This window comes from Xanthomonas sp. WHRI 7945 (genome assembly GCF_035026585.1).
Genome location: NZ_JAYIQP010000013.1, coordinates 89,323 through 113,512, shown reverse-complemented (window position 1 = coordinate 113,512; position 24,190 = coordinate 89,323). Strand labels below are relative to the sequence as shown.

22 protein-coding genes are annotated in these 24,190 nt (G+C 67.8%); 9 read left to right on the top strand and 13 right to left on the bottom strand.

What is annotated here, in order from left to right; translation table 11 throughout:
* Positions 1-303: 303 nt before the first annotated feature.
* The 5 genes from VDQ83_RS12600 to VDQ83_RS12580 all read right to left on the bottom strand — a co-directional run bounded on the left by VDQ83_RS12600 (position 304) and on the right by VDQ83_RS12580 (position 7,379).
* Positions 304-897 carry a SymE family type I addiction module toxin gene (locus VDQ83_RS12600; RefSeq protein ID WP_455435198.1) on the bottom strand — a complete coding sequence of 198 codons (594 nt, stop codon included), beginning with the start codon at positions 895-897 and terminating at the stop codon, positions 304-306.
* Between the two features lie 317 nt (positions 898-1,214).
* Entirely contained in the window at positions 1,215-3,269 is a 2,055-nt protein-coding gene (locus VDQ83_RS12595; protein ID WP_455435197.1) for an NACHT domain-containing protein, read from the bottom strand.
* Between the two features lie 79 nt (positions 3,270-3,348).
* The gene (locus VDQ83_RS12590; RefSeq protein ID WP_455435196.1) at positions 3,349-4,188 is read right to left on the bottom strand and encodes a TSCPD domain-containing protein; all 840 of its coding nucleotides are present in this window, start codon (positions 4,186-4,188) and stop codon (positions 3,349-3,351) included.
* Positions 4,189-4,282: 94 nt separating this feature from the next.
* Entirely contained in the window at positions 4,283-5,029 is a 747-nt protein-coding gene (locus tag VDQ83_RS12585; protein WP_455435195.1) for a hypothetical protein, read from the bottom strand.
* Positions 5,030-5,225: 196 nt separating this feature from the next.
* Entirely contained in the window at positions 5,226-7,379 is a 2,154-nt protein-coding gene (locus tag VDQ83_RS12580; protein ID WP_455435194.1) for an adenosylcobalamin-dependent ribonucleoside-diphosphate reductase, read from the bottom strand.
* A gap of 472 nt (positions 7,380-7,851) precedes the next feature.
* Here VDQ83_RS12580 and VDQ83_RS12575 point away from each other — a divergent pair, with 472 nt between their 5' ends.
* Positions 7,852-9,297, top strand: coding sequence for a Do family serine endopeptidase (locus VDQ83_RS12575; RefSeq protein WP_455435193.1), 1,446 nt, complete (start codon positions 7,852-7,854; stop codon positions 9,295-9,297).
* 25 nt (positions 9,298-9,322) lie between these two features.
* Here VDQ83_RS12575 and VDQ83_RS12570 read toward each other — a convergent pair whose 3' ends face one another.
* Complete coding sequence (locus VDQ83_RS12570) at positions 9,323-9,550, bottom strand: hypothetical protein (protein ID WP_263396783.1); 228 nt, start codon at positions 9,548-9,550, stop codon at positions 9,323-9,325.
* Positions 9,551-9,709: 159 nt separating this feature from the next.
* Between VDQ83_RS12570 and VDQ83_RS12565 the strand changes: the two genes are divergently transcribed.
* The 6 genes from VDQ83_RS12565 to VDQ83_RS12540 all read left to right on the top strand — a co-directional run bounded on the left by VDQ83_RS12565 (position 9,710) and on the right by VDQ83_RS12540 (position 14,606).
* Complete coding sequence (locus VDQ83_RS12565) at positions 9,710-10,078, top strand: hypothetical protein (protein ID WP_263396782.1); 369 nt, start codon at positions 9,710-9,712, stop codon at positions 10,076-10,078.
* A gap of 5 nt (positions 10,079-10,083) precedes the next feature.
* Positions 10,084-10,578: a phage holin family protein gene (locus tag VDQ83_RS12560; RefSeq protein WP_455435192.1), complete on the top strand. Its 495-nt coding sequence runs from the start codon at positions 10,084-10,086 to the stop codon at positions 10,576-10,578.
* Positions 10,575-11,036 carry a hypothetical protein gene (locus VDQ83_RS12555; protein ID WP_263396780.1) on the top strand — a complete coding sequence of 154 codons (462 nt, stop codon included), beginning with the start codon at positions 10,575-10,577 and terminating at the stop codon, positions 11,034-11,036. The genes VDQ83_RS12560 and VDQ83_RS12555 overlap by 4 nt, the downstream gene beginning before the upstream one ends.
* Positions 11,037-11,184: 148 nt before the next feature.
* Positions 11,185-12,306 carry an AI-2E family transporter gene (locus tag VDQ83_RS12550; protein WP_263396779.1) on the top strand — a complete coding sequence of 374 codons (1,122 nt, stop codon included), beginning with the start codon at positions 11,185-11,187 and terminating at the stop codon, positions 12,304-12,306.
* Between the two features lie 127 nt (positions 12,307-12,433).
* Positions 12,434-13,150, top strand: coding sequence for an HAD family hydrolase (locus VDQ83_RS12545; RefSeq protein ID WP_455435191.1), 717 nt, complete (start codon positions 12,434-12,436; stop codon positions 13,148-13,150).
* A gap of 85 nt (positions 13,151-13,235) precedes the next feature.
* A complete protein-coding gene (locus tag VDQ83_RS12540; RefSeq protein WP_455435190.1) occupies positions 13,236-14,606 on the top strand; it encodes a leucyl aminopeptidase family protein in 1,371 nt (456 codons plus the stop codon).
* An 877-nt stretch (positions 14,607-15,483) separates the two neighbouring features.
* Here the strand turns inward: VDQ83_RS12540 and VDQ83_RS12535 are convergent.
* Together VDQ83_RS12535 and VDQ83_RS12530 are read right to left on the bottom strand one after the other, a co-directional pair.
* Positions 15,484-16,230 carry an anti-sigma factor family protein gene (locus tag VDQ83_RS12535; RefSeq protein ID WP_455435189.1) on the bottom strand — a complete coding sequence of 249 codons (747 nt, stop codon included), beginning with the start codon at positions 16,228-16,230 and terminating at the stop codon, positions 15,484-15,486.
* Positions 16,227-16,742 carry an RNA polymerase sigma factor gene (locus tag VDQ83_RS12530; RefSeq protein WP_263396775.1) on the bottom strand — a complete coding sequence of 172 codons (516 nt, stop codon included), beginning with the start codon at positions 16,740-16,742 and terminating at the stop codon, positions 16,227-16,229. The genes VDQ83_RS12535 and VDQ83_RS12530 overlap by 4 nt, the downstream gene beginning before the upstream one ends.
* 256 nt (positions 16,743-16,998) lie before the next feature.
* Between VDQ83_RS12530 and VDQ83_RS12525 the strand changes: the two genes are divergently transcribed.
* Together VDQ83_RS12525 and VDQ83_RS12520 are read left to right on the top strand one after the other, a co-directional pair.
* The gene (locus tag VDQ83_RS12525; protein ID WP_455435188.1) at positions 16,999-18,105 is read left to right on the top strand and encodes a catalase family peroxidase; all 1,107 of its coding nucleotides are present in this window, start codon (positions 16,999-17,001) and stop codon (positions 18,103-18,105) included.
* Positions 18,102-18,686: a cytochrome b gene (locus tag VDQ83_RS12520; RefSeq protein ID WP_455435187.1), complete on the top strand. Its 585-nt coding sequence runs from the start codon at positions 18,102-18,104 to the stop codon at positions 18,684-18,686. The genes VDQ83_RS12525 and VDQ83_RS12520 overlap by 4 nt, the downstream gene beginning before the upstream one ends.
* 332 nt (positions 18,687-19,018) lie before the next feature.
* On the opposite strand, the gene VDQ83_RS12515 is transcribed toward VDQ83_RS12520, so the two are convergent.
* The 5 genes from VDQ83_RS12515 to VDQ83_RS12495 all read right to left on the bottom strand — a co-directional run bounded on the left by VDQ83_RS12515 (position 19,019) and on the right by VDQ83_RS12495 (position 24,002).
* Positions 19,019-19,831, bottom strand: a complete 813-nt coding sequence (locus VDQ83_RS12515) for a ThuA domain-containing protein (RefSeq protein WP_455435186.1) — start codon at positions 19,829-19,831, stop codon at positions 19,019-19,021.
* 423 nt (positions 19,832-20,254) lie between these two features.
* The gene (locus VDQ83_RS12510; protein ID WP_263396771.1) at positions 20,255-20,857 is read right to left on the bottom strand and encodes a response regulator transcription factor; all 603 of its coding nucleotides are present in this window, start codon (positions 20,855-20,857) and stop codon (positions 20,255-20,257) included.
* 49 nt (positions 20,858-20,906) lie between these two features.
* Positions 20,907-22,097, bottom strand: coding sequence for a sensor histidine kinase (locus tag VDQ83_RS12505; RefSeq protein ID WP_263396770.1), 1,191 nt, complete (start codon positions 22,095-22,097; stop codon positions 20,907-20,909).
* Between the two features lie 124 nt (positions 22,098-22,221).
* Complete coding sequence (locus VDQ83_RS12500; protein WP_455435185.1) at positions 22,222-23,100, bottom strand: ABC transporter permease; 879 nt, start codon at positions 23,098-23,100, stop codon at positions 22,222-22,224.
* On the bottom strand, positions 23,097-24,002 hold the full coding sequence (locus VDQ83_RS12495; RefSeq protein WP_455435184.1) for an ABC transporter ATP-binding protein: 906 nt from the start codon (positions 24,000-24,002) through the stop codon (positions 23,097-23,099). The genes VDQ83_RS12500 and VDQ83_RS12495 overlap by 4 nt, the downstream gene beginning before the upstream one ends.
* Between the last annotated feature and the right edge of the window lie 188 nt (positions 24,003-24,190).

The following is a 24,190-nucleotide window of genomic DNA, read 5'->3' as shown; positions in this document are numbered from 1 at the left end:
CCCGCTATCGGTCAACATGCGGCGGGGCCACGTCTCAGCCACCGGCCTCTATAGCAAGGTCCACCGCCCTGCCGAGCTCATAGGTGGGGTCGAGGCGCGGTAGCCAACCGCAGGCTGGAAGTTCAAAGGATGAGCGCTGAGTGCTCTCTGCCACATCAAGACCTACCCATTGTTTGGGCCGATGCGTGCGCCCATCGTTCGTGTCGCGCGCGAACGATGGGCGCGTGGCTATAACAGCACGAGCATGTCCTGATCCTAACGGGCAATCCGCCTCGCCTCCGGCCAGCACCAACACTCGCTCGATCAGTCGGCGCGACGGCTCAGCATCCTTTTGGTGTCCGACGTGGGCGTGATCACCAAGGCGCCATCGACGATGACGATGTGCGGCTTGCTGCCCGGCGCGAATCCCAGTTCCGCCAGCCACTGGCCGCTCAGGCGCAGGATGGGAATGCGCCGGCTTTGCCGGCGGCCGTCCACCAGCACGTCTTGGCAGACATAGCCCACCGTGCATTGCGTAGGACAGCGCGGACTGTGAGAACGCTTGGGCCGCAGTTCGTCGTCCGTCGGAACCGGATTGAACAGCGTGGTGCGCGACAGGTTGCCGAGCGAGAGGCCCAGCATTGTTGAGGTGATGGAAGCCGCGTCGAACGGGTTTGCTGGCTTGCGCGTGCGGCGACGGGGAGCAGAGGTGCTTTCGGATGCGATTGCTTTGCGAGACATAGTGGATTCCTCGGTAGAAATGGAATCCGCCACGTCGAGACCAATCGAGGTGGCGGACGGTACGGGTTGGTCTACCGGACCGAGGACCGGCGGGGCCGAAGCCCCCCGCGTACCGCCCGCCATGAACTGGCGAGCACGCGCCTCGCACAATGCAGGCAACAAAAAAGCGCCGAGCATCGGACGATGGGCGCTGGTGCGCCTCGATAGCGGGAGACCAATCCCGGCTGCGTGATTCAACACAGCGAATTATTTCTATCTCAAGCAAGGCCCGCCGTCAACCGTTAGATACGTAACTGCCGTCCGTACGTGATGACCAAGTCCTTGAATTCATTAGTCTTTAAAACATCTATTCTCCTGTTCGGCGCTGAAGCGACCCAGTTCCGACATCGATATTAAATCTTACGCATTGTCACTGCCACCAGGCCTGATGACCTACTTGCAGCCGTGCATCGCTAGTTGTCGAAGCCATCCAGCAGATCTGCGCCTCTTGCAAGCTATGATCTAAAGAACAGCTCGTCCTCACACTCAAGAACGTAAATAGACATAGCTTTGTACGGAGATCGATTGATCATTCCATAGCGCCCAAGAATTTCGTAAACGTGCAAACGCCTTTCACCATCAACTCTAGTGTCAAGAAGCTTTAGTTCCGATAGCATGATCGGCGCGTATCCAAAGGAGCAACACAAAAGCGAGTCCTCAACACGATCACTGAGCCAGTACATGTCTTCGACACTAAATACTTGACCAAGTCCGTGGATGCGACATACGTCTGGCTCGCACTGCCACAGAGTTAGCATTTCCTCTATCGACGGGTTGCGGTAAAGGACATCCGCCTCTCCACTCAACAGAGCTCGTATACCAGGAGGAACTTTCCGACCAGCAACGAAGTTCTCCAAATATAGATGCCGATCTTCCTGCTGAGACTTTGAGAAATCGTGAACAAGCCACGTTATCCCGTGAGTTTGATCCTTGACAAGATATGTCGACAGGCTCGGAGTTGATGATGCAAGTGCTACCTCATAACGCATTCCGCGCCAAGCGATGGGTATGCTCCTCTGATGTCTACGAGAAACGTTATTGCTCTTGATTATCCTCTTGAATTCGTTCAACGACAGTCTGCGGGGAAGCCCCACAGAAGTAGCGAGAGGAAATACTCTTGCCTCTGCAAGGTCATTCTGAAGTAATTGCAAAGTTCTTATTTCCGAATCTTTATCAGTATTAGCGAGACTTACGAGAAGGTCTTTCATGAGGTCCGTCCACTCGACCGATATCGCTCTTGGGTCACCACGAAGACACGCTTCAAGAACAAGAAACTCCATCACTGACCGGTGAGCGAACTTGAAATTTCCGTACGTATCCCGATTTAGCAGAGACCTCGACTTTAGTTTCCACGACTCAATAGCAGTATTGCGATTTCGAGCAATCTCTTCCAGCTCTCCTGCCGACATTCGATCGCCTTCGCCCCGCCTCTGCTTTGTAAATACCCTAACAGCGAGCTCGATGGAAATGTCCTTAAGGTCATTTTCCACAATCCAATCGCGCTCACGCCTTAACCAGCTAGAGAGTAAATATTCGTAAAGCCCGTACAACTGGTCGATCTCTTTATTTTCACGAACTAGCTCAGGCACTAGCTCAAGCAGCATCGGACGCACACTAAGTTCCGGGATTGCCTCCACCATTTTTGATGCCTGACGCCGCTTTCTATAGCTACCCCAAGACGAAGCGGAAAAACTTCTCTTAAGATAAGTTTTAACCTGATCCGAGTTGAACGGCGCCAAAAATACCTTATGCAATGGCAGTTCTCTGGATAGGCCAGCGCGACGCGCGCCCGCAAACATTATCCCACTCCCCTTGGGGATACGATCGTCGTTTTCAAAGAACTGAGATCGACATGTGATCACTACGTTCTTGAAGTGCGCCGCCGATTGCATTAATTGGTGCAGCCTACCTTGAGGATCTGAAGCCGCCAGTGGATCCTCATCCAAAGCATCCAAGAAGAGAATAGTTTCATTCTGCCTCTCCAGGGATGTTATTTGCTTAACAGGATCACCAGTTCCTAGCGGGACAATTGCTACCCGCCCTCTATTAGCTTTTTTCTTTTTCTTCTCTCGCGCGTAGTAATTTATGCAGAAACTGGTCTTTCCCATCCCAGAGTCAGCCAGAATAATTACGTGCCTTCTCTCTCCACCTTTAGCGAGGTGCTCATCAATTGTCTTAAAGAGCGGAGCGAGAGCGACGACATTCCTGAGGTCGTCCTCGTCAGATGGATCAGTGGAGGTGCAGTTAGGCTCAATGTACCCACGACATGCATTCGCAACATCCGCCTCAGTGAATGCTGACACGCCTGTCATTGCAGCGATGCTTTTTTCAAGCCTTGCTGCTTTAGAGTTTTTATTAAATGTAGACGCCGCGTTCCAGAGCCTAATGAACACCAAAACCAGTCCAGCGACAGCGGCCAGCGCAGATATAAGTTTAAAAATCTGGCTATGGCCAATCTCACCCCAGAGAACTAGCAACTGCTGCACATCCATATCTCCCCCTATATCCATTTTTCTGGGCCAGAAACTAGAAGGGCCGGCTATCTAGAGCCGACCCTTCATATATCAATGTCCGCGGCTTACTTGCTACTCACCCGCACTTCGAATACCCACAATTCAAACAAGTAGCACACCCGTCCATGATCACCAGGGCCTTGGTGTTGCACTTGTGGCACATCGTGGCCGACGGCGGGAAGCTCGCGCCGTCGCCGGTGACGGCGATGTCTTCCTCGTGGTCGGCGGTGGAGTTCGCGACAACCGTCCCCTCATCCGCCCTTCGGGCACCTTCTCCTGCAGGAGAAGGAACAGCGGGCTTCACTTCACTGTTTTTTTTTGAGCGCTCTTCGTACTGCTTGCGCTTTTCGTTGATCAGCGCGCGCTGGTGGTCGCTCATCTCCGGGTCGTGCAGCAGGCCGATGGACTTCATGTGCTCTTCGACGATGCTGCCCAGTTCGGCGACCAGCGAGGGCATGTACACGCCGCCGGCCTTGAAGTAGCCGCCCTTGGGGTCGAAGACGGCCTTCATCTCGTCGACCAGGAAGGTGACGTCGCCGCCCTTGCGGAACACGGCGGACATGATGCGGGTCAGCGCCACGATCCACTGGAAATGTTCCATGGACTTGGAGTTGACGAAGATCTCGAACGGGCGGCGCAGTTCGTGCTCGGTGCCGGCGTTGAGCACGATGTCGTTGAGGGTCACGTACATGGCGTGTTCCACCAACGGCGATTTGATCTTGTAGGTGCTGCCGATCAGCACATCCGGGCGCTCGATGCGCTCGTGCATGTGGATGATGTTGTCCACCGGCACTTCGGCCTCGGCGGTGGCGCGGTCGATCGACGCGGCGGGCACGGGCGGTGCGGCGTCGCGCGCTTTGTCTTCGGCGGTGACGACGGCGTAGCCCTTGATTTTCTTGTCGATCTTGACGGCCATGATGCGGTTCCTGGTGTGCGTGTCGTAATGGGGCGCGCGTCCCTCGCCCTGCCCCTCTCCCGCGCACGGGAGAGAGGATGCAGCGTGGGACGGCTTACTTCTTGGCGCGGGTGGCCGCGGCCTTCTTGCCGGCGCTCTTGCGCACGGCGGTCTTCTTCACCGCGCCGGTCTTCTTGGCGACCTTGGCGGTACTCTTCTTGGCGGCCTTGGCGACCTTGCCGACGCTCTTCTTGGCGACGGCCTTGCGGGCGCCGACGCTCTTCTTGGCCGGGGCCTTCTTGGCAACCACCGACTTCTTGGCGACGGTCTTCTTCGCGGCGACCTTCTTGGCGGCCTTCTTCGGCGCAGCCTTCTTGGCCGGGGCCTTCTTCACTGCGGCCTTCTTCACTGCCGCCTTCTTGACGGCGGTCTTCTTGCCGACGGCCTTCTTGGTCGCGGTCTTCTTGGTCGCAGTCTTCTTGGCGGCGGTCTTGCCCGCGGCCTTCTTGGCGGTGGCCTTCTTGGCGGTCTTCTTGCCGGCCTTCTTCAGCGCGGCGGCTTCGGACTGGGCGTTGGCCTTGGCCGCTTCCAGCTTCTTGCGCGCGTTGGCGACGGTCTTCTTCACCGACTTGCCGGCCTTCTCCGCGCGCTTGGCGACGGCCTTCTCGGCCTTCTTGACCGCCTTGCGGGTCTTGGCGACCTGGTCCTGCACGCGCTTTTGCACGTTCTCGGCGGTCTGCTTGACGCTGGCGACGGCGTCGCTGGCGGTGGCGGCGATCGCTTCGCCCATGTTGCTGGCGGTTTCTTTCACGTTCTCGGCGACTTGCGTCAGCGTCGCCGTCACACCATTACCGTTGCTCATAAAAAACCCTCCTCAGGGTGTCAGTGTTTATGTAACGCGGGCGATGCTATACCGATTGCAGCGAAGCGTGGAACCGGATGCGGCGACAAATGACGGGCGGTAGGCAAGCGTTGGGGGAAGGCCGGCATGCGGCCTCCCCGGTTTCGCCTAACGCGGCCTGCCCCTGCGCCGGCACGCAGGGACGAAAAACGCGGCATCAGAACTTGCCGTAATACCCTTCTTTCAGCGCGTCGAACAGGTTGGCGGCGGTGTGCATCTCGCCGTCGTACTCGATCTGCTCGTTGCCCTTCACCTCGACCACGCTGCCGTCTTCCAGTTCGAAGCGGTAGGTGGTGTTCTCCAGGTCCGCTTCCTTGACCAGCACGCCCTGGAAGGCGGCCGGGTTGAAACGGAACGTGGTGCAGCCCTTCAACCCCTGCTGGTGCGCGTAGCGGTAGATGTCCTTGAACTGCTCGTAGGGGTAGTCGGTGGGGACGTTGGCGGTCTTGGAGATGGAGCTGTCCACCCACTTCTGCGCCGCGGCCTGCACGTCCACGTGTTCCTTTGGGTGGATGTCGTCGGCGGAGATGAAGTAGTCCGGCAGCTGCGCGTCGGCGGCCTCGGCGAACGGCATCGCCCTGGCGTTGACCAGGTGGCGGTAGGCCAGCAGCTCGAAGGAGAACACGTCCACCTTCTCCTTGGACTTCTTGCCTTCGCGGATCACGTTGCGGCTGTAGTGGTGGGCGAAGCTGGGCTCGATGCCGTTGGAGGCGTTGTTGGCCAGGCTCAGCGAGATGGTGCCGGTGGGGGCGATGGAGCTGTGGTGGGTGAAGCGCGCGCCCACTTCGGCCAGCTCGTCCACCAGTTCCGGCGCCACTTCGGCGATGCGCTGCATGTAGCGGCTGTACTTGGCGTGCAGCAGCCTGCCTTCGATCTGCTGGCCCACGCGCCAGCCGTCCTTGGCCATTTCCGGGCGCTGGCGCAGCATCGCGGCGGTGACCTCGAAGGTCTCCTGCATGATCGGAGCCGGGCCCTTTTCCTTGGCCAGGGTCAGCGCGGTTTCCCAGCCGGCCACGGCCATCTCGCGGGAGATGGCTTCGGTGAACTCGCACGAGGCCGGGCTGCCGTACTTCATCTGCAGCATGGTCATGGTCGAGCCCAGGCCGAGGAAGCCCATGCCGTGGCGGCGCTTGCGCAGGATCTCGTCGCGCTGCTGCTGCAGCGGCAGGCCGTTGACCTCGACCACGTTGTCGAGCATGCGGGTGAACACGCGCACCACTTCCTTGTATTCCTCCCAGTCGAAGCGCGCCTGCGCGGTGAACGGGTCGCGCACGAAGTTGGTGAGGTTGATCGAACCCAGCAGGCAGGCGCCGTACGGCGGCAGCGGCTGCTCGCCGCAGGGGTTGGTGGCGCGGATGTTCTCGCACCACCAGTTGTTGTTCATCTCGTTGACGCGGTCGATCAGGATGAAGCCCGGCTCGGCGTAGTCGTAGGTGGAGACCATGATCATGTCCCACAGGTGGCGGGCGCGGATCTGCCCGTACACCTTGCACGCGACCAGGCCGTCGTCGCGGACGATGTAGTTGCTGTGGGTGGGCCAGTCGCGCCAGACCACGGCGTTGGCGTCGGCCAGGTCGATGTCGCCCTCTTCCTTGCGGTTGACCGGGAACACCAGCGGCCAGTCGGCGTCGTTCTCCACCGCCTGCATGAAGCCGTCGGTGATCAGCAGCGACAGGTTGAACTGGCGCAGGCGCCCGTCCTCGCGCTTGGCGCGGATGAAGTCCTTCACGTCCGGGTGCGACACGTCGAAGGTGCCCATCTGCGCGCCGCGGCGGCCGCCGGCCGAGGACACGGTGAAGCACATCTTGTCGAAGATATCCATGAACGACATCGGCCCGGAGGTGTAGGCGCCGGCGCCGGCCACGAACGCGCCGCGCGGGCGCAGCGTGCTGAATTCGTAGCCGATGCCGCAGCCGGCCTTGAGGGTCAGGCCGGCTTCGTGGACCTTCTCCAGGATGCCGTCCATCGAGTCGGTGATGGTGCCCGACACGGTGCAGTTGATGGTGCTGGTGGCCGGCTTGTGTTCCAGCGCGCCGGCGTTGGAGGTGATGCGCCCGGCCGGGATCGCGCCGCGGCGCAGCGCCCAGGCGAAGCGTTCGAACCAGTAGGCGCGCTTTTCCTCGGTGGCCTCGGCATCGGCCAGCGCGCGCGCCACGCGCTGGTAGGTGCCGTCGATGTCGGCATCCAGCGGTTCGCCCTGCTTGGTCTTCAGGCGGTATTTCTTGTCCCAGATATCCTGCGACGCGGGCTGCATCGGGATGGGGTTCTGCTTGGACTCGGTCTGGACGACTTCCAGGCGCACCGTGCTCATTCTTTTCTGTTCTCCTCGAACCTGTCCCGATGGGGCGGATGGGGGTGGCCGTCCGCCGTGTCTCTTATTTGTATGCGGTTTGCGCTGCGCGACGACGACAGCCGCGGCAGCGCGCGCGGCGCCGCCCTTCGGCCGAATGGGAATGCGTAGGGCCTTGCTCGGCCCGTCTCACGTTCGCGCCCTGCGTCACTGCCTGCGCCCCCTGGGGTTGCACCCCAGCGAAAACCCCAGTAGTTGGGTTGCTTTCCCGCCTCACCGCTACATGTAGTGGCAAAACGAAGTGCCCACGCTAACCCTGGGCCGGCCCGCTGTCAACGTCGGAACCGGGGCCGGGCGGCATCGCCGTACCTGCCGCGGGGTTCGCCCGCGCCGCCCTTTCACTGGCGGTTAAACGCCGCTCGTTCATCTTGATTTATGCGCCCTGGCGCCCATCTGCCCTGCGTCTCCCGCCGCGTCATCCGGAACCCGACCCATGCGCCCGCTGCCCACGCTGCTGACCCTGACCGCCGCCGCCGCTTTCGGCGGTTTCGCCGCCACCGCGATCAACGCTCACCTGGACAACCGCGCCGAGGCGGCACCGGCCCCCGCCGCGCCGGTGGCGCAGACCCTGGCCGGCAGCGCGGCATTGCCGGCCTCGGTGGCCGGGCAGCCGCTGCCGTCGCTGGCGCCGATGCTGCAGCAGACCATGCCGGCGGTGGTCAGCATCAACACCAAGCAGGTGGTGCGGGTGCGCAATCCGTACTTCAACGACCCGTTCTTCCGCCGCCTGTTCCCGGACATCCCGCAGGAGCGCATCAACGAGTCGCTGGGCTCGGGGGTGATCATCGACGCCAAGAACGGCTACGTGCTGACCAACCACCACGTGGTGGAGAACGCCGACGACGTGCAGGTGACCCTGGCCGACGGGCGCAGCTTCAAGGCCGAGTTCATGGGCTCGGACGCGGACACCGACGTGGCGCTGATCCGGATCAAGGCCGACAAGCTCACCGAGATCCGCCTGGGCGACAGCAGCAAGCTGCGGGTGGGCGACTTCGTGGTGGCGATCGGCAACCCGTTCGGCTTCACCCAGACGGTGACCTCGGGCATCGTCTCGGCGATGGGCCGCAACGGCATCCGCGGCCTGGGCTACCAGAACTTCATCCAGACCGACGCCTCGATCAACCCGGGCAACTCCGGCGGCGCGCTGGTCGACCTGCACGGCGAGCTGGTCGGCATCAACACCGCCAGCTTCAACCCGCAGGGCAGCATGGCCGGCAACATCGGCCTGGGCCTGGCGATCCCGTCGAACCTGGCGCGGGCGGTGGTCGATCAGCTGCTGAAGAACAACGGGGTGATGATCCGCGGCACCTTCGGCATCGAGACCCAGAACCTGACCGCGCAGATGGCGCAGGGGCTGGGCCTGGACGCGGCGCGCGGCGCGCTGGTGACGCGGGTGCTGGCCGGCTCGACCGCGGCGAGTGCAGGCCTGCAGCCCGGCGACGTGGTGGTCGGCGCCAACGGCGAGCGGCTGGACAGCGCCGAGGCGCTGCACAACTACGAAGGCCTGCAGCCGGTGGGCAGCACGGTGACGCTGGACGTGCGCCGCGACGGCAAGCCGCTGCAGATCAAGGCCACGCTGAAGGAGCAGCCGCGCGCGGTGAGCGGCGAGTCGCTGGACCCGCGCCTGACCGGCGCCACCTTCACCGACCTGCCCGAGTCGCTGCGCCAGTCCGGCATCAACGGCGTGCTGGTCGGCAGCGTGGCGCGCGGCAGCCGCGCGGCGCGCAACGGCCTGGCCGGCGGCGACATCGTGGTGGCCGCGTCCACCGGCGAGTTCGCCGACCTGGCCAGCTACCGCGCCAACTTCGCGCGCAAGCCGGCGCAGCTGGTGCTGCGGGTGATCCGCGGCGGCGCGCAGGCCGACCTGTTGATGCAGTGAGGCGCGCCGCCGGCGCGGGCCGCGCTCACTCCAGGCGCGCGGCGTAGTCGTCGCGCACGTGCTGGTTGAGATAGGTGCTGAGGCCGCGCCCGGCCTCGGCCAGGCGCTGCATCTCGGCCACGTGGTAGGGCCCGGGGTGGCGATGGTCGTAGCGATAGGTGCCGCCGTCGACGAAGCGCAGCACGATCCAGTCCGGGCCGATGTCGTAGGCGACCACGCCCGAGCGGCCGCCCTTCCTGCCGTAAGCACGCATTGCGTTCCTCCTCTGGTCGCGCGCCGTGCGAGCGGCGACACTGTGGACCGGCCAAGCCTAACAAGCCGTACACCACGCCGATGGTATTGCTGTCGCCCGCGATCCGCGAAGCGTCCGTGCGCAGCGGACGGTAGCCCCACATCCCTCAGGAGATACCCGATGAATACCAGCCCCACCAATACCGAAAACCTCAAGGACAACCTCAGCGAAGCCGGTTCGCACCTGAAGTCGGCCGCCAGCTACGCGGGCGACGCGATCAAGGGCGCCGCCGGCGCGGCGGGCGAGGAGTTGAAGCTGGGCAAGGCCAACATCAAGTCCGAGCTGTCCGACAGCGCGCTGTCCGGCCTGGCCGCTGCCGAGTTCGGCGGTGCCGCGGCGAAGGAGCAGGTCGACGTGCTGCTGGACAAGGGCCGCGACCTGGTCGACAGCGCCGCCGAGCTGATCCGCGAGCGTCCGCTGGCTTCGTTCGGCGTGGCCTTCGCCACCGGCTGGATCATCGCCAAGCTGGCGCGCAGCAGCGACAAGTAAGCCACGTGAGCGACGAGCAGGCCCGCGACAGCGCCGCTGCCGCGCCCGATCCCGCGGCGGCCGAACGGCCGTCGCTGGAGGAATCGTTCCGCGAATTCGGCAACGCTGGCCGCGAGGGTTTGGCCGCCACGCTGGAGGCCAGCCGCGCGCTGCGCAAGCTGATGGCGGCGGACCTGGCGCTGGCACGCGCCGCCCTGGCGCGCGCGCTGGTGTGGCTGACCGTGGCGGTGGCGTTCGGCGCCTCGGCGTGGATGCTGCTGATGGGCGCGCTGATCGCGGTGCTGCAGCGGCTGGGCTGGTCGTGGCTGGCGTCGATCTCGGCGACCGCGGCGTTCAGCCTGGTGGTCACCGCGCTTGGCGCCTGGCAGGCCTTGCGCTATTTCGAGATGAGCAAGCTCGACGCCACCCGCCGCCAGCTGGCCAAGCTGGGCATCGGCGGCGACGACGACGAGGACCATGCCGGCGGCAGCACAGCCGCGGCGAGCGAGACGCACCGATGAAATTCGACCAACTGCAGCACCGCATCGCCCGCGCCGAGACCGTGCTGGAAGGCCGCCAGCAGCAGATGCGGACACAGTGGACCACGCTGCAGCGGGTCTGGCGCGAAGGCTGGACGCCGCTGCGCATCGTCGCGGTAGGACTGGGCGCCGGCTTCCTGGCCGGCCGCGCCGAACCGGCGGCGGCGATCGGCAAGATCGGCGGCGCACGCTGGCTGCAGATGATCAGCGCGATCTCCAGCCTGCTGACCGCGACCCGGGCTAAGGAAGCCTCCGACCACGCCGAGCGCGCGGCGGACACCGCGCAGGATGCCGCCGCTGCGGTCGATCCGGCCGCGGCCGCTGCTGCGGGCGTGCCGCCGCGACAGGAACCGACCGCGTCCTACGCAGCGCCCGCGGCGCCGCGCGACCAGGCGCAGCCGCAGCCGGCCGAAGCGGCCACCGACGTGTCCGAGCGCTGAGCGCCGCCGCGGCCGGCCGGCGCCTGTCGCCACGCCGTCTTCATACCGCGCAGGCCAGGATCGGCCTACACTCCGCCACCTTCTTTTTGCGCCGAACAGCGTGCGTCCGCAGGACGCGCGCCGGGGCCACGTACGCAGCGCAGGTCCGATGAGCACACTCTCCGAATCCGTGGCCGACGCCGGCGACGTGGCACCGCCCCACGCGGACACCCTCCCGCCGCCGCCGGCACCGCGCCCGCGCGGACCGGTGTCGTTGGTGGTGCTGGCGACGCTGGCGGTGGGCTACACCCTGTGGGCGGCGCAGGAAGTGGTCCTGCCGGTGCTGCTGGCCGCGTTCTTCGCCCTGGTCGGTAACCCCATCATCCGCGGGCTGCAGCGGCTGTACCTGCCGCGCTTCCTCGGCGCGCTGCTGGTGCTGCTGTCGGGCATGGCGGTGACCGCGACGCTAGCCGTGCAGCTGGCCGGCCCGGCCGCCGAGTGGGTGCAGCAGGCGCCCGGGCAGATGCGCCACATCGCCACCCAGGTGCGCGACCTGACCAAACCGATGCAGCAGGCCAACCAGGCCGCGGAGAACTTCGCGCGTGCCGCCGGCGGCGAGAGCGGACGCCGCGTGCAGGTGATCCGCACGCAGATGGACGACCCGTACAAGGCGCTGGTGCGCACCCCGCGGCTGGCCGCCTCGGCGCTGGCGGTGGTGCTGCTGACGTTCTTCTTCATGGTGTTCGGCGAGAACCTGCAGCGGCATGCGATCGCACTGCTGCCGAACCGCCAGCAGCAGAAGTTCACCACCGACATCCTGCGTTCGATCGAGCGCGAGGTGTCGCGCTACGTGCTGACCATCAGCGTCATCAACACCCTGGTCGGGCTGATCTTCGCCGGCATCCTGGTGCTGCTGAAGATCCCGCTGCAGGAGGCGCTGCTGTGGGGCACGGTGGTGGCGCTGCTGAACTTCGCCCCGTACGTGGGGCCGCTGATCGGCGCGATCCTGATGCTGCTGATGGGCTTCGTGGAATTCCGCGACCCGCTGAGCGCGGCGCTGCCGGCGATCGTGTACCTGGCGCTGCACGTGCTCGAAGGCCAGGTGGTGACGCCGATCGTGCTCGGCCGGCGCATGGCGATCTCGCCGCTGATGCTGATCCTGGCGCTGATGCTGTTCGGCTGGCTGTGGGGCATGGTCGGGCTATTGCTGGCGGTGCCGCTGCTGGTGTGCATCAAGATGGTGCTGGCGCGGGTGGAAGGCATGCAGCGCTGGGCCAGGTTGTTGGAATGAGGCCGGGACCGGGGACTGGGGACTCGCGACTCGGAAAAGCGGGTGGCGCGGCGCCGGGGTCGGCGCGCGTCTACCTGGGGCGACGGCCGTGGCGGCCGGTTGGCGTAAAATGCGCCAGGTGACTTCCTTGCCTTCCTTCTCCGTTCGCGCGATCACGCTGGACCTGGACGACACGCTGTGGCCGTTCGCGCCGATCGGTGCGCGCATCGAGCAGGTGCTGCACGACTGGCTGCTGCAGCACAGTCCGCGCACCGCCGAGCGCTTCCCGATCGCGGCGATGCGGCAGCTGCGCGACGAGGTGTTCGCCGCGCATCCGCACCTGGTCCACGACCTGAGCGAGATGCGGCGCCTGACCCTGCGCCGCGCGCTGCGCGACAGCGGCGCCGACGAGGCGCTGGTGGAGCCGGCCTACGCGGTGTTCTACGCCGCGCGCAACCAGGTGGAGTGCTATCCGGACAGCCTCGCGGCGCTGGCGCGGATCGCCGCGCGCGTGCCGGTGGCGGCGCTGAGCAACGGCAACGCCGACCTGGCCACGATCGGCCTGGCGCCGCATTTCGCGTTCCAGCTCAGCGCGCGCGAGCACGGCGCGGCCAAGCCCGACCCGAGCATCTTCCACGCCGCCTGCGCACGCCTGGGCGTGCCGTGCGCGCAGGTGCTGCACGTCGGCGACCACATCGAGATGGACGTGCTCGGCGCGATGCAGGCCGGCCTGCGCGGCTGCTGGATCAACCGCGACGCGCAGGCCTGGCATCCGGCCACGCCGCCGGACCTGCACTTCGACACCCTCACCGGCCTGGCCGACTGGCTCGACGCCACCCAGCCGACCGCCGGAGCGGACGCATAAGCCGCGCCCGCACGGCCGCCCGCCACCACTAATCCGTTCCCAGCGCGCCGGCCGACGGCCGCGCCCGACCCACAAGGACCCGCTGATGTCCCTGCCTTCCGGCTTCACCGACGCCTCCACCTCCGCGTTGCCGCTGCATGTGCTGGACCGCGAACGCCTGGCCGATTGGCGCGCCGCGCAGTCCCCGGCGTGGGTGGCGTGGCTGGACGCGCAGCAGTTCGCGGCCGCGCCCGGCACCGCGCTGCTGCTGCCGGGCGCCGACGGCGTGGCCGCGGCGGTGCTGGGCGTGGGCGACCGCGGCGATGCCTACGCCTACGCGCACGCGCCGCTGGCGCTGCCGGCCGGCAGCAGCTGGCGGCTGGCCAGCGAGCTGAGCGAGGAGGAGCAGGCCGCGCTGCAGCTGGGCTGGGGCCTGGGCAGCTACCGCTACGCGCGCTACAAGCAGCCGGCGCGGCTGCCGGCACGCCTGCTGGCCACGCCGAACGCGGAAGTGCGCGACCTGCTGCAGGCCTGCGTGCGCGTGCGCGACTGGGTCAATACGCCCGCCGAGGACATGGGCCCGGAGCAGCTGGAGGCGCTCGCGCGCGAACTGGCGCAGGCGCACGGCGCGCAGTGCGAGAGCATCGTCGGCGAGGAACTGCTGGCGCAGAACTTCCCGGCGATCCACGCGGTCGGCCGCGCCTCGCACCGCGCGCCGCGGCTGATCGTGCTGCGCTGGGGCGAGGAGACGCACCCGCACGTGGCGCTGGCCGGCAAGGGCGTGTGCTTCGACACCGGCGGGCTGGACCTGAAGCCGGCCGACGGCATGCGCCACATGAAGAAGGACATGGGCGGCGCGGCGCATGCGCTGGCGTTGGCCGGTCTGGTGATGGCGCAGCGGCTGCCGTTGCGGCTGACCGTGCTGATCGCGGCGGTGGAGAACGCGGTCGGCCCGGACGCGTTCCGCCCCGGCGACGTCATCGCCACCCGCCAGGGCATCAGCGTGGAGATCGACAACACCGACGCCGAGGGCCGGCTGGTGCTGTGCGACGCGCTGACCTACGCCAGCGAACAGGCGCCGGACGCGATCCTAGATTTCGCCACGCTGACCGGCGCGGCGCGCATCGCGCTGGGCCCGGACCTGCCGGCGCTGTTCTCGAACGACGACGCGCTGGCGCAGGCCTGGATCGCCGCCGGCGAACGCCACCGCGACCCGGTCTGGCGCATGCCGCTGTGGCGCCCGTACCTGCGCTACCTGACCAGTTCGATCGCCGACCTGGCCAATGCCGGCTCGCGCATGGCCGGCGCGGTGACCGCGGCGCTGTACCTGGAGCGCTTCGTGCCCGCACGGCAGGCCTGGGCGCACCTGGACGTGTACGCCTGGAACGACAGCGACCGCCCTGGCCGCCCCGCCGGCGGCGAAGCACTGGCGCTGCGCTCGGCCTACGCGATGCTGAAGGCGCGCTACGCCGGGTGAGGCCTGGTGGGTGTCGTATTGGTGTGGTCGGAGTTGCTGCGGCGCAGCTCCTGTAGGAGCGGCTTCAGCCGCGACAGACACCCAAACCGCCGTGATTGCTGACGCCGCTCGTCGCGGCTGAAGGCGCTCCTACAGAAATTCGCAGTCCTCAGGGGGGTTCACGGTCCCACTTGCTGGGTGCACTGCAAGAGGGACTTCAGTCCCGACCGATACGGTGCAGCACTCCACCGCTTCACTCGTCGCGACTGAAGTCGCTCCCACAAGAGCCTTGCGAATGCTTGCTGAGTGCACTGTGGAAGGAACTTCAATCCCGACGCTGTCCGGTCACGGAAGCTCGGCCGCTCCGCTTGTGGCAGGCATTGTCGTGGCGGAGGCGCGGACCAGCTCGCCGGAGCGCACGAACTCCCTGTAGGAGCGGCTTCAGCCGCGACAGACAACCGGAACCGTCAAGGTTCCTAGCTTCGTTCGTCGCGGCTGAAGCCGCTCCTACAGGGGCCTTGCAGCCTCTTCGCTGGATGCGCCATAGAAGGTGCTTCAATCCCGACACTGTCCTGGTATCAGTAACTCATCGCTTCACTCGTCGCGACTGAAGTCGCTCCCACAAGGAGCCTTGCGGCTTGCTCGCTGGTTGCACTGTGGGAGGCAGTTCAGTCCCGACGCTGTCCGGGCGCGGCAGCTCCACCGCTTCGCTCGTCGCGGCTGAAGCCGCTCCTACAAGAAGCCTCTCCGCACGCTCGTTGAGAACACTGTGGGAGGGACTTCAGTCCCGACGCGATACGGGTGCGGCAAGTCCACCGCTGCGTTCGTCGCGGCTGAAGCCGCTCCTCCAGGGAGCGCATGCATTCTTCGCTGCGAGTGCGGTTCGCGCCGCGCCGGCTCAGCCCTGCTCGCGCAGCAGCGGGGCGATCTGGCGCATGCGGGTCTGGGTGGCCGGGCCGACCAGGGCGAAGGCGGTGCCGCCTTCGGACCAGTACTGCGCCAGCAGGCGGCCGTCGCGGCGTTCGCCGTCGCGCAGGCGGGCGCTGCCCGGGCGCAGGTACAGGCCGATGCGTGCGCCGTCGGCGTCCTGGTAGACCAGCATCGCGGCGGCACCCTCGGGCGTGGACAGCAGGCGTCCGCCGCGCAGCGCGAAGCCCTGCGCCTGCAGGTCCGGCACCACGCCGGCCTCGCCGAAATGGGTGCGCAGCCAGCCCTGCAAGGCCACCCGCCGCGCCGGATCGAATTCCAGCGGTTGCTCGCCATCGGCGAACAGGCGATACGCGGCCACCGCGTCGGCCATCGGCAGGCGTTCGCCACCGAGGCGGCTGTCGCGCAATTGCCAGCCCAGTCCGGTGCCCAGGCCGAGCATCAGTGCGCAGCTGGCGGCCATCGCCGCCAGCGTGCGGCGACGCTGGCGCACGCGGCCGCGCAGCGCCGATGCGCTCAACGCGGGATTGGCCGGCAGCGCTTCGGCGCCGGCCCAGGCCGCGCGCAGCGCGTCGGCGTCCTGCTTCCAGCCGGCCACGCGCGCGGCATGGGCGGGATGGGCCTGCAGCCAGGCGGCCACCTGCGCGCGGCGCGCCGGGTCCAGGCGGCCATCGACATAGGCGTGCAGGGTTTCGTCGTCGGGGCGCAGCACGGTCATTTGAGCACTCGCAAGGCAGGGCCGGGGCCGCTGCGGCCTTCGCCGATCTGGCGCAGTTTCTCGCGCGCGCGCGACAGCCGCGACATCACCGTGCCGATCGGCAGGTCCAGCGCGGTGGCGGCGTCGCGGTAGCTGAAACCCTCGACACTGACCAGCAACAGCAAGGCGCGCTGCTCGGCCGGCAACTGCGCGAAGGCGGCCAGCATCGCGCGGCCGTCGTGCACCTGTTCGGCCGACGGCGCCTGGGTCGGCTGCTGCGGCGCGAACAGCGCCAGCACCCGCTGCCAGCGCTGCGCGCGGCGGCGCGTGTCGACGAATTGCCGGTACACGATCGCGAACAGCCATGGCTGCAGCGCATCGGCATCGCGGCGGGTGGACCAGCGCCGCAGCGCGCGCTCCAGCGCCGCCTGCACCAGGTCGTCGGCACTGGCCGCATCGCCGCTCAGCGACTGCGCGAAACGCCGCAACCGCGGCATCAGCGCACGCAGGGATTCGTCGTCGAGGTCATGCATGGCTGGGCTCGGCAGCGTTCGGAGTGAGGGTGGTCGCAGGTAGGACGCGCGGCGAGACGGATTATTCCCCAAGCCCGGGTTAGGCGCCCGTCGCGATCGCCCCACCACGCGCCCGTGCCGCAGGCCGGCCGGCAGGGAACGGCTGCCGGCGAGGCAGCGGTTCCCTGCCGGCAACGCAAAAAAAGCGCCTGCGCCGGGAATAGACCGCGGCGCCGCACGTCTCACTGCCAATCGCCGCCGCCACAGGAGTTTCCCCATGTCCCATCCCGACCCCGCCCCGCCCTCGCCACCACGCCCGCAGCCCTGGCTGCCGCTGGCGGCCATCGCCGCGATCGCCGCCGTGCTCGCCGCCGCCTTCGCCTGGAGCGCCGGCTGGCTGGGCGGGCCGCAGCGGCTGACCGCGCAGCGCATGACCGACGCCATCGAGGCCGGCGGGCCGCCGCACCCAGGCTTTCGCCGCGCGCACAGCAAGGGCATGTGCGTGAGCGGGCATTTCGAAGGCAACGGCCAGGCCAGTGCGCTGTCCTCGGCGCGGGTGTTCGCCCAGGCCTCGGTGCCGGTGCTGGGGCGGATGTCGATCGGCGGCGGCGATCCGCATGGCGCCGATGCCAGCGCGCGGGTGCGCAGCATGGCGCTGCTGCTGCGCAGCGACGACGGCCAGCAATGGCGCACGGCGATGAACAGTTTCCCGTTCTTCGTGGTGGCCACGCCGGAGGGCTTCATGGCGCAGACCCTGGCCGCGCAGCCGGACCCGGCCACCGGCAAGCCGGACCCGGCGAAGATGGCCGCGTTCGTGCAGCGCTATCCGGAAGCGAAGAAGTTCCAGCAGTGGGCCAAGACCGCGCCGTGGTCGGACAGCTGGGCCAACACCCAGTACAACGGGGTCAACAGCTTCCGCTTCATCGCCGCCGACGGCAGCAGCCGTTTCGTGCGCTGGTCGATGCGGCCGCAAACGCCGTTCAAAGAACTGTCCGCGGCGCAGCGTGCGCAGGCCGATGCCGACTTCCTCGGCGAGGACCTGCAGGCGCGGCTGGCGCGCGGCCCGTTGCGCTGGGACCTGGTGCTGACCGTGGCCGCGCCCGGCGACCCGGTGAACGATCCATCTCAACCTTGGCCGCAGGACCGGCAGCAGATGGTCGCCGGCACCCTGGTGCTCGACCATGCCGAGCCGCAGGCCACCGGCCCGTGCCGCGACCTCAACTACGACCCGCTGATCCTGCCGCGCGGCATCGCCGGCTCCGACGACCCGATCCTGGCCGCGCGCTCGGCGGTGTATTCGCACTCGTTCAACCGCCGCGAGCGCGAGATCGGCCGCGGCCAGGCGCCCGAGGCCACAGGCCAGGCAAAGGGAGGTGCGCAATGAGCCGCGCCAACGTCTCCGGACATTTCAACCTGACGGCGCGAGTGCTGCACTGGCTGATGGCGGCGATGATCCTGACCATGCTGTTCGTCGGCGTGGGCATGGTCGCTTCGGTGTCGCAGCGGCCATGGCTGCTCGACCTGCATCGTCCGCTCGGTATCGCGATCCTGGTGCTGGCGATCGTGCGCCTGGGCAACCGCCTGCGTCACCGCCCACCACCGCTGCCGGCGGACCTGCCGTGGTGGCAGAAGACGGCGGCGCTGGCCTCGCACTGGTTGTTGTATGCGTTGATGCTGGCGATGCCGTTGCTGGGCTGGTCGCTGCTGTCGGCCGGCGGCTATCCGATCGTGCTGTGGCCGGGCGCGCAGCTGCCGCCGATCGCGCCGCACAGCCCGGCGCTGTACGCGTGGCTGCGCAGCGCGCATGGCTGGCTGGCGTATTTGCTGTTCGCCACGGTGCTGGGGCATCTGTGCGCGGCGCTGTTCCATGCCTGGGTGCGCCGCGACGGGGTGTTTTCGAGCATGGCGCGGGGTGGGGCGGCGCCGGTGGTGGCGGACCAGGCAGCGCTTAGGGAACAGGTCTAAGGGGTTGTTCTCTGCTACGACGTTGGGTGGACCTGGCCCGTCGGTCGCGATGGGCTTGGTCGGTGATGCGCGTCGCGACTGAAGTCGCTCCCACAAAAGGCGCGTGGCGTGCCGGCCGGGCGCTCCTGTGGGAGGGGCTTCAGCCCCGACAGGGTGCCCGGCGAAGGTCCAGCTCCTGTCGCGGCTGAAGCCGCTCCTACAAAAATCGCGGGACGTGTTGGCCGGGTGTGCTGTAGGGGGGGCTTCAGCCCCGACAGGGTGCCGGCGAAGGTCCGGTTTCTGTCGCGGCTGAAGCCGCTCCTACAGAAAAGCAAAGCGTGGCGCCTGCGGATTCAGCGTGGGCGCGGCGTTGCCGCTTTCTTCTCGCCGGCGATGCCGTGGCCGGTGGCGGCCCAGTAGATGCCGCCATACAGGTGCTCGAGGTAGCGCGGGTCGTTGTAGGCCTCGGCCTGGTGGCCGAGCGCGGTGGCGAACACGCGGCCGCCTTCGAAGTGGTGGTACCACGCCACCGGGTGCTGTTTGCCCATGCCCTTGGCGACCTGGCCGGGCCAGATCAGCGTGGGGTCGTAGCTGGTCTCGTCCACCGTCATCAGCGTGATCAGGTCGTCGCTGTACGGCGGGTCGTATTCGTACCATTCGTCCGACCACAGCCAGCGCTGCGGCAGGCCGGCGGTGGCGGGGAAGTTGCGGTCGACCACGTCGACCATCGCGGTCTGCAGGTAAGGATGGGTGCGGAACGAGCGGCCGATCAGGCGGTCGTACCAGTCCCACTGCCCGCGCGCGATCGCGAACGCCTTGTGCACCGCGACCACGCCGCCGCCGTCGCGCACGTACTTCTGGAAATTGGCGCGCTGCGCCGGATTGAGGTCGGTGGCCGGCGTATTGAGCAGCACGATCGCCGCGTACTGCGACAGGTCGCCGTCGAACGCCTCGGCGTTCCAGGCCCATACCAGCTCGAAGTAGTGCTGCCGCGCCAGCGCCTCGAACTGCGGCTTGGCCACCGGGATGTAGTCGTGGTGGTACTTGTTGGGAATCGCCGCGACCAGCACCTTGAACTGCCCGTCGGCCGCCAGCGCGGCACCGGCCGGCAACGACCACGCCAACAGCAGCGACCACCCAAAGCACAGCGCACGCATCCACTTCATCCCGCACTCCCGTCGACCGATGCAGGCGAGCATAGTCACTGGCGGCGCCGCTTCCGCGCGGCTGCGCACAATTTCATAGGCGCTTGCCGAACCGGCATACCCGGCGATCCTCGGCAGCGGCGGTTGCGGCGCGAGCCGGCGTCGGCGCACGTCGGGCGGCACGACGCTGATCGTACGGCAAGGCGCCATGCGGCCTCGGCGTTGCCCATCGTGTGGTGAAGCCCGAGCCGCAGATCCAACGCAGACGTGAGTGAGCTGGCAACCGGTCGGATCTACGGTTACGGGCATCGGGCGAACCGCGCAGCGGCTCGCTGCGCTTCACCTGGTCGTCCGATCTGCCATCCGTCGTGACGCAGCGGACGAACCTGGGTGGGACCCGAATGCCGGCGGCCGCGTCACCGGCCTTCGCGTTTGGCGGCCGCGCTACAGCCAGCCCTTCTGCCGCGCCAGCCGCGCCGCCTCGATGCGGTTGCCGACGCCGAGCTTGCCGATCGCCTCGGACAGGTAATTGCGCACGGTGCCGTGCGACAGCCCGAGCCGGGCGGCGATGTCGCCGGCCGAGGCGCCCTCGCCGGCCAGGCGCAGCACCTGGCGTTCGCGGTCGTTGAGCGGGTCGGCCTCGGACCAGGCCTCCAGCGCCAGCTCCGGATCGATCGCGCGGCCGCCGCGGTGCACCTGGCGGATCGCATCGACCAGCCGTTCGGGCGGCGCGTCCTTCAACAGATACCCGCCGACGCCGGCATCCAGCGCGCGGCGCAGGAACCCAGGACGGGCGAAGGTGGTGACGATGACCACGCGCACCGGCAGTTGCTGGCGTTGCACCCGCTGCGCCAGTTCCAGGCCGCTGAGGCCGGGCATCTCGATATCGGTGACCAGCAGGTCCGGCGTGTGCGCCTGCAGCGCGCGCCACGCGGCTTCGCCGTCGGCGGCGCTGGCGACCACCGCGATATCCGCTTCCAGGCCCAGCAGCGCGCTGAGCGCACCGCGCACCATCGCCTGGTCCTCCGCCAGCACTAGTCGAATCACGCCTTCCCCCGATGTTGTGCGCGCATTGTAGAGCGCGGCAGCGCGGCGCTCAGTGCAGCGCGGCGTCCTGCCCGGCATGCGGCGGCGCGACCGGCACGCCGGGCGCGGGTTCGGCGGTCCGCGGCAACGGCGCGGCGGCCAGCAGGCGGGTGCCCTGGCCGCGTTCGGAGTCGATCCGCAACGAACCGCCCACCGCTTCCAGCCGTTCGCGCATGCTGGCCAGGCCGGTGCCCGGCTGCATCGCGCTGCCGCGGCCGTCGTCGCGGATCTCCAGCCAGGCCTGGCCGCGTTCGCACCACAGCCGCAGCTGCGCGTTGCCGGCACCGGCGTGGCGCTGGATGTTGGTCGCGGCCTCGCGCAACACCATCGCGAACACGGTCTCCAGCTGCGCGCATTGCGGCAAGGCATCGACCTGATAGCGGAAGGTGACCCCGGAGGATTCCAGCAGCAGCTTGGCCGAGGCCATTTCCGCCGCCAGCTGCGCGGCGCGGATGCCGCTGACCGCGCGCCGCACCTGGCCCAGCGCCTCGCGCGCGACCTGGCCGACGTCCTCCATCTCCTGCCGCGCCGCGGCCGGATCGCGCGCGAGCAGGCGCGCGGCCAGGTCCGACTTCAGCGCCACCAGCGACAGGGTGTGGCCGAGCAGGTCGTGCAGGTCGCGGCCGATGCGCTCGCGCTCGGCGACCGCGGCCAGGCGCCGCACTTCCTCGTGGCTCAGGCGCAGCTGCGCGTCGGCGCGGGCGCGGCGTTCAAAGCTGATGTTCATCAGCCCCACCGACAGGCCGACCACCACCGCGCTGGTCATGTACAGCAGCGACCAGCCCTGCAGCATCCACGCCGCCGCGAACGCACCGAGCAGCAACAGCATCGCCAGCAGCGCGCGACCGATCGGGAAACAGAACGCCAGGAACGCACAGGCATAGATCATGTAGCACTGCGCGCCGGGGTTGTACGGCAGCAGCACGAACGCCAGCACGGCCATGCCGGCCACGCACCAGCGCAGGTAGCGGCGATCGCGGTAGTAGGCGCAGTAGTACAGGGCAAGGAACGCCGCGTAGCTGACCATCGTCGGCCAGAACCAGTCGCGGAAGATGTGCCGCTCGTACAGCGGCGTGATGAACAGCCAGATCGACCACACCAGCGACAGCCACACGAACCACTGCGTGCTGCGTTTGGCCGTGGTCCAGCTCATCCGCTGGGCGACCAGCGATTCGGGCGAGGCTTGCAGCAGATCGATCACGGCGGGCTCCAGGGGCGGACGCGCCGCCGCGGTGCATAGCATAGCGAGCGCATGGGGATGGCGCGCGAAGCGGCGGGAAGCGGCGATGCCGGCAGCGCGGCGCCGGCGCGGCGGAGGCCGGCCATCAGCCGCGGCGCAGGCGCCGATGCGCCAGCGAATAGAACGCCACGGTCATCGCCAGCAGCGCGGCGATGTGGCCGGTGATTCCGCTGCCGTCGTCGTGACCGACCACGCGCAGCGCGAGCTGGCTCAGGTGATAGGACGGCCATAGCGGCGCCAGCGTAGTCAGCAGCGACGGCAGCATCTGCAGCGGGATCCACAGACCCGACAGGAACGCCATCGGCAGGTAGATCAGGTTGACCACGGCCGGCGCGCCGCTGCCGCCGACGCGGGCACCGATGTACAGGCCGATCGCACAGAACGGCAGCGTGCCCAGCACTTCGATCAGCAACAGCCAGGCGCGCTGCGACGGCGCCAGGCGCACCCCGCCGAGCATGCCGCCGAGCAGCTGCAACAACAATGCGATCGCCAGCGCGAACAGCATCGCCAGCACGGTGCGCGCCAGCAGGATCGCCCCAGGTGGCACCGGCATGGCGCGCTTGAGGGTGAGCAGGCCGCGCTCGCGGTCCAGCGCCAGGCCCACGCCGAAACCGAACAGCGCCGGCGCCATCACCCCGAACACGCCGTAGCTGGCCATCAGGTACACCGCAGCGGCGGCATTGCCGCGATTGAGCAGCACGCCGAACAGGACGTAGAACATGGGCGGGAACAGCAAGGTCGGCAGCGCGAACGACGGCGTGCGCAGCCAGCGTAATAACTCGTAGCGGATTTCGCGCAACAGCAGCGCGGCATGGTCACGCAACAGCAGCGTGGCATGGTCACGCCGCAGCAACGTGGCGTGGTCGCACAACGGCGGCGCGGCGGCGCCGGTCGGCCGCGCGGCCGCCGTGCCGTGCGCCGGGGACGCGACATGCTCGGTACGGCGTGGATCGGGCGTGCTCATGCGGCCTCCGCACGGGTGATGGCGAGGAACGCGTCGGCCAGGCCGGCGCGGCGGACTTCCAGTTCGCCCAGCGCCGGATCGGCGGCGAGCAGTCGCGCCACCACCGGCTCGGCCGGTTCGGCGACGATCTCCAGCACGCCGTCGCGCGCTTCCACGCGGCGCACCTGCGGCCAGCCCGCCACCTGCACCGCAGTCAGCGCGCTGCGGCAGCGGATCGTGCGTTGCTCGAAGCGCGCCCGCAGCTGCTGCACGCTGCCTTCGGCGATCAGCGTGCCGCGCTGCAGCACCGCGACCCGGTCGGCCAATACCTCGGCCTCCTCCAGGTAATGGGTGGTCAGCAGCACCGCGCAGCCCTCCGCGACCAGTTCCTGGATCGCCCGCCACAGGCCCTGCCGCGCCTCGATGTCCAGGCCGGTGCTGGGTTCGTCCAGGAACAGCACCTGCGGACGCCCGCAGATCGCCATCGCAAATTGCACGCGCCGCTGCTGGCCGCCGGACAAGCCGCCGTAGCGGCGCGGCAGCAGGCCATCCAGCCCGGCCAGCGCCACGCAATCGGCGACGCTGCGCGGGCGCCGGTAGTAGCCGCGCGCCTGGTCCAATAGTTCGCCCACGCGCAGCGTGTCCGGCAAGCCGGCGGACTGCAGCATCACCCCGGCCTGGCGCCGCGCGCCGAGCGCACGCGGATCCTGCCCGCACAGCTGCACGCTGCCGGCATCGGCCACCTGCAGCCCGAGCAGCAGCGCCACCGCGGTGCTCTTGCCCGCGCCGTTGGCGCCGAGCAGGGCCAGCAGCCGGCCGCGCTGCAGTTGCAGGTCCACGCCGTCCAGCGCGACCACCGCGCCGTAGCGCTTGTGCACGGCGCGCAGCTGCGCCAGCGGGAGAGTGTCGGGAGCGGCGTGCATCGGCAGGAACCGGTCGTGGCGGGAGTGGCCATGCTGCGCCGCGGCGCCGGCCCATCCCAGTGCGGCCCGTCAGCCGCGGCGGGTGACAGCTGTCACTGGCGATGGCCACGCGATTGCCGCATGCTGCGCTCCACGCCACGGGGAATGGCGCCGCACCTGCCGCAGCGCAACGCAGAAAGTGACTTCCG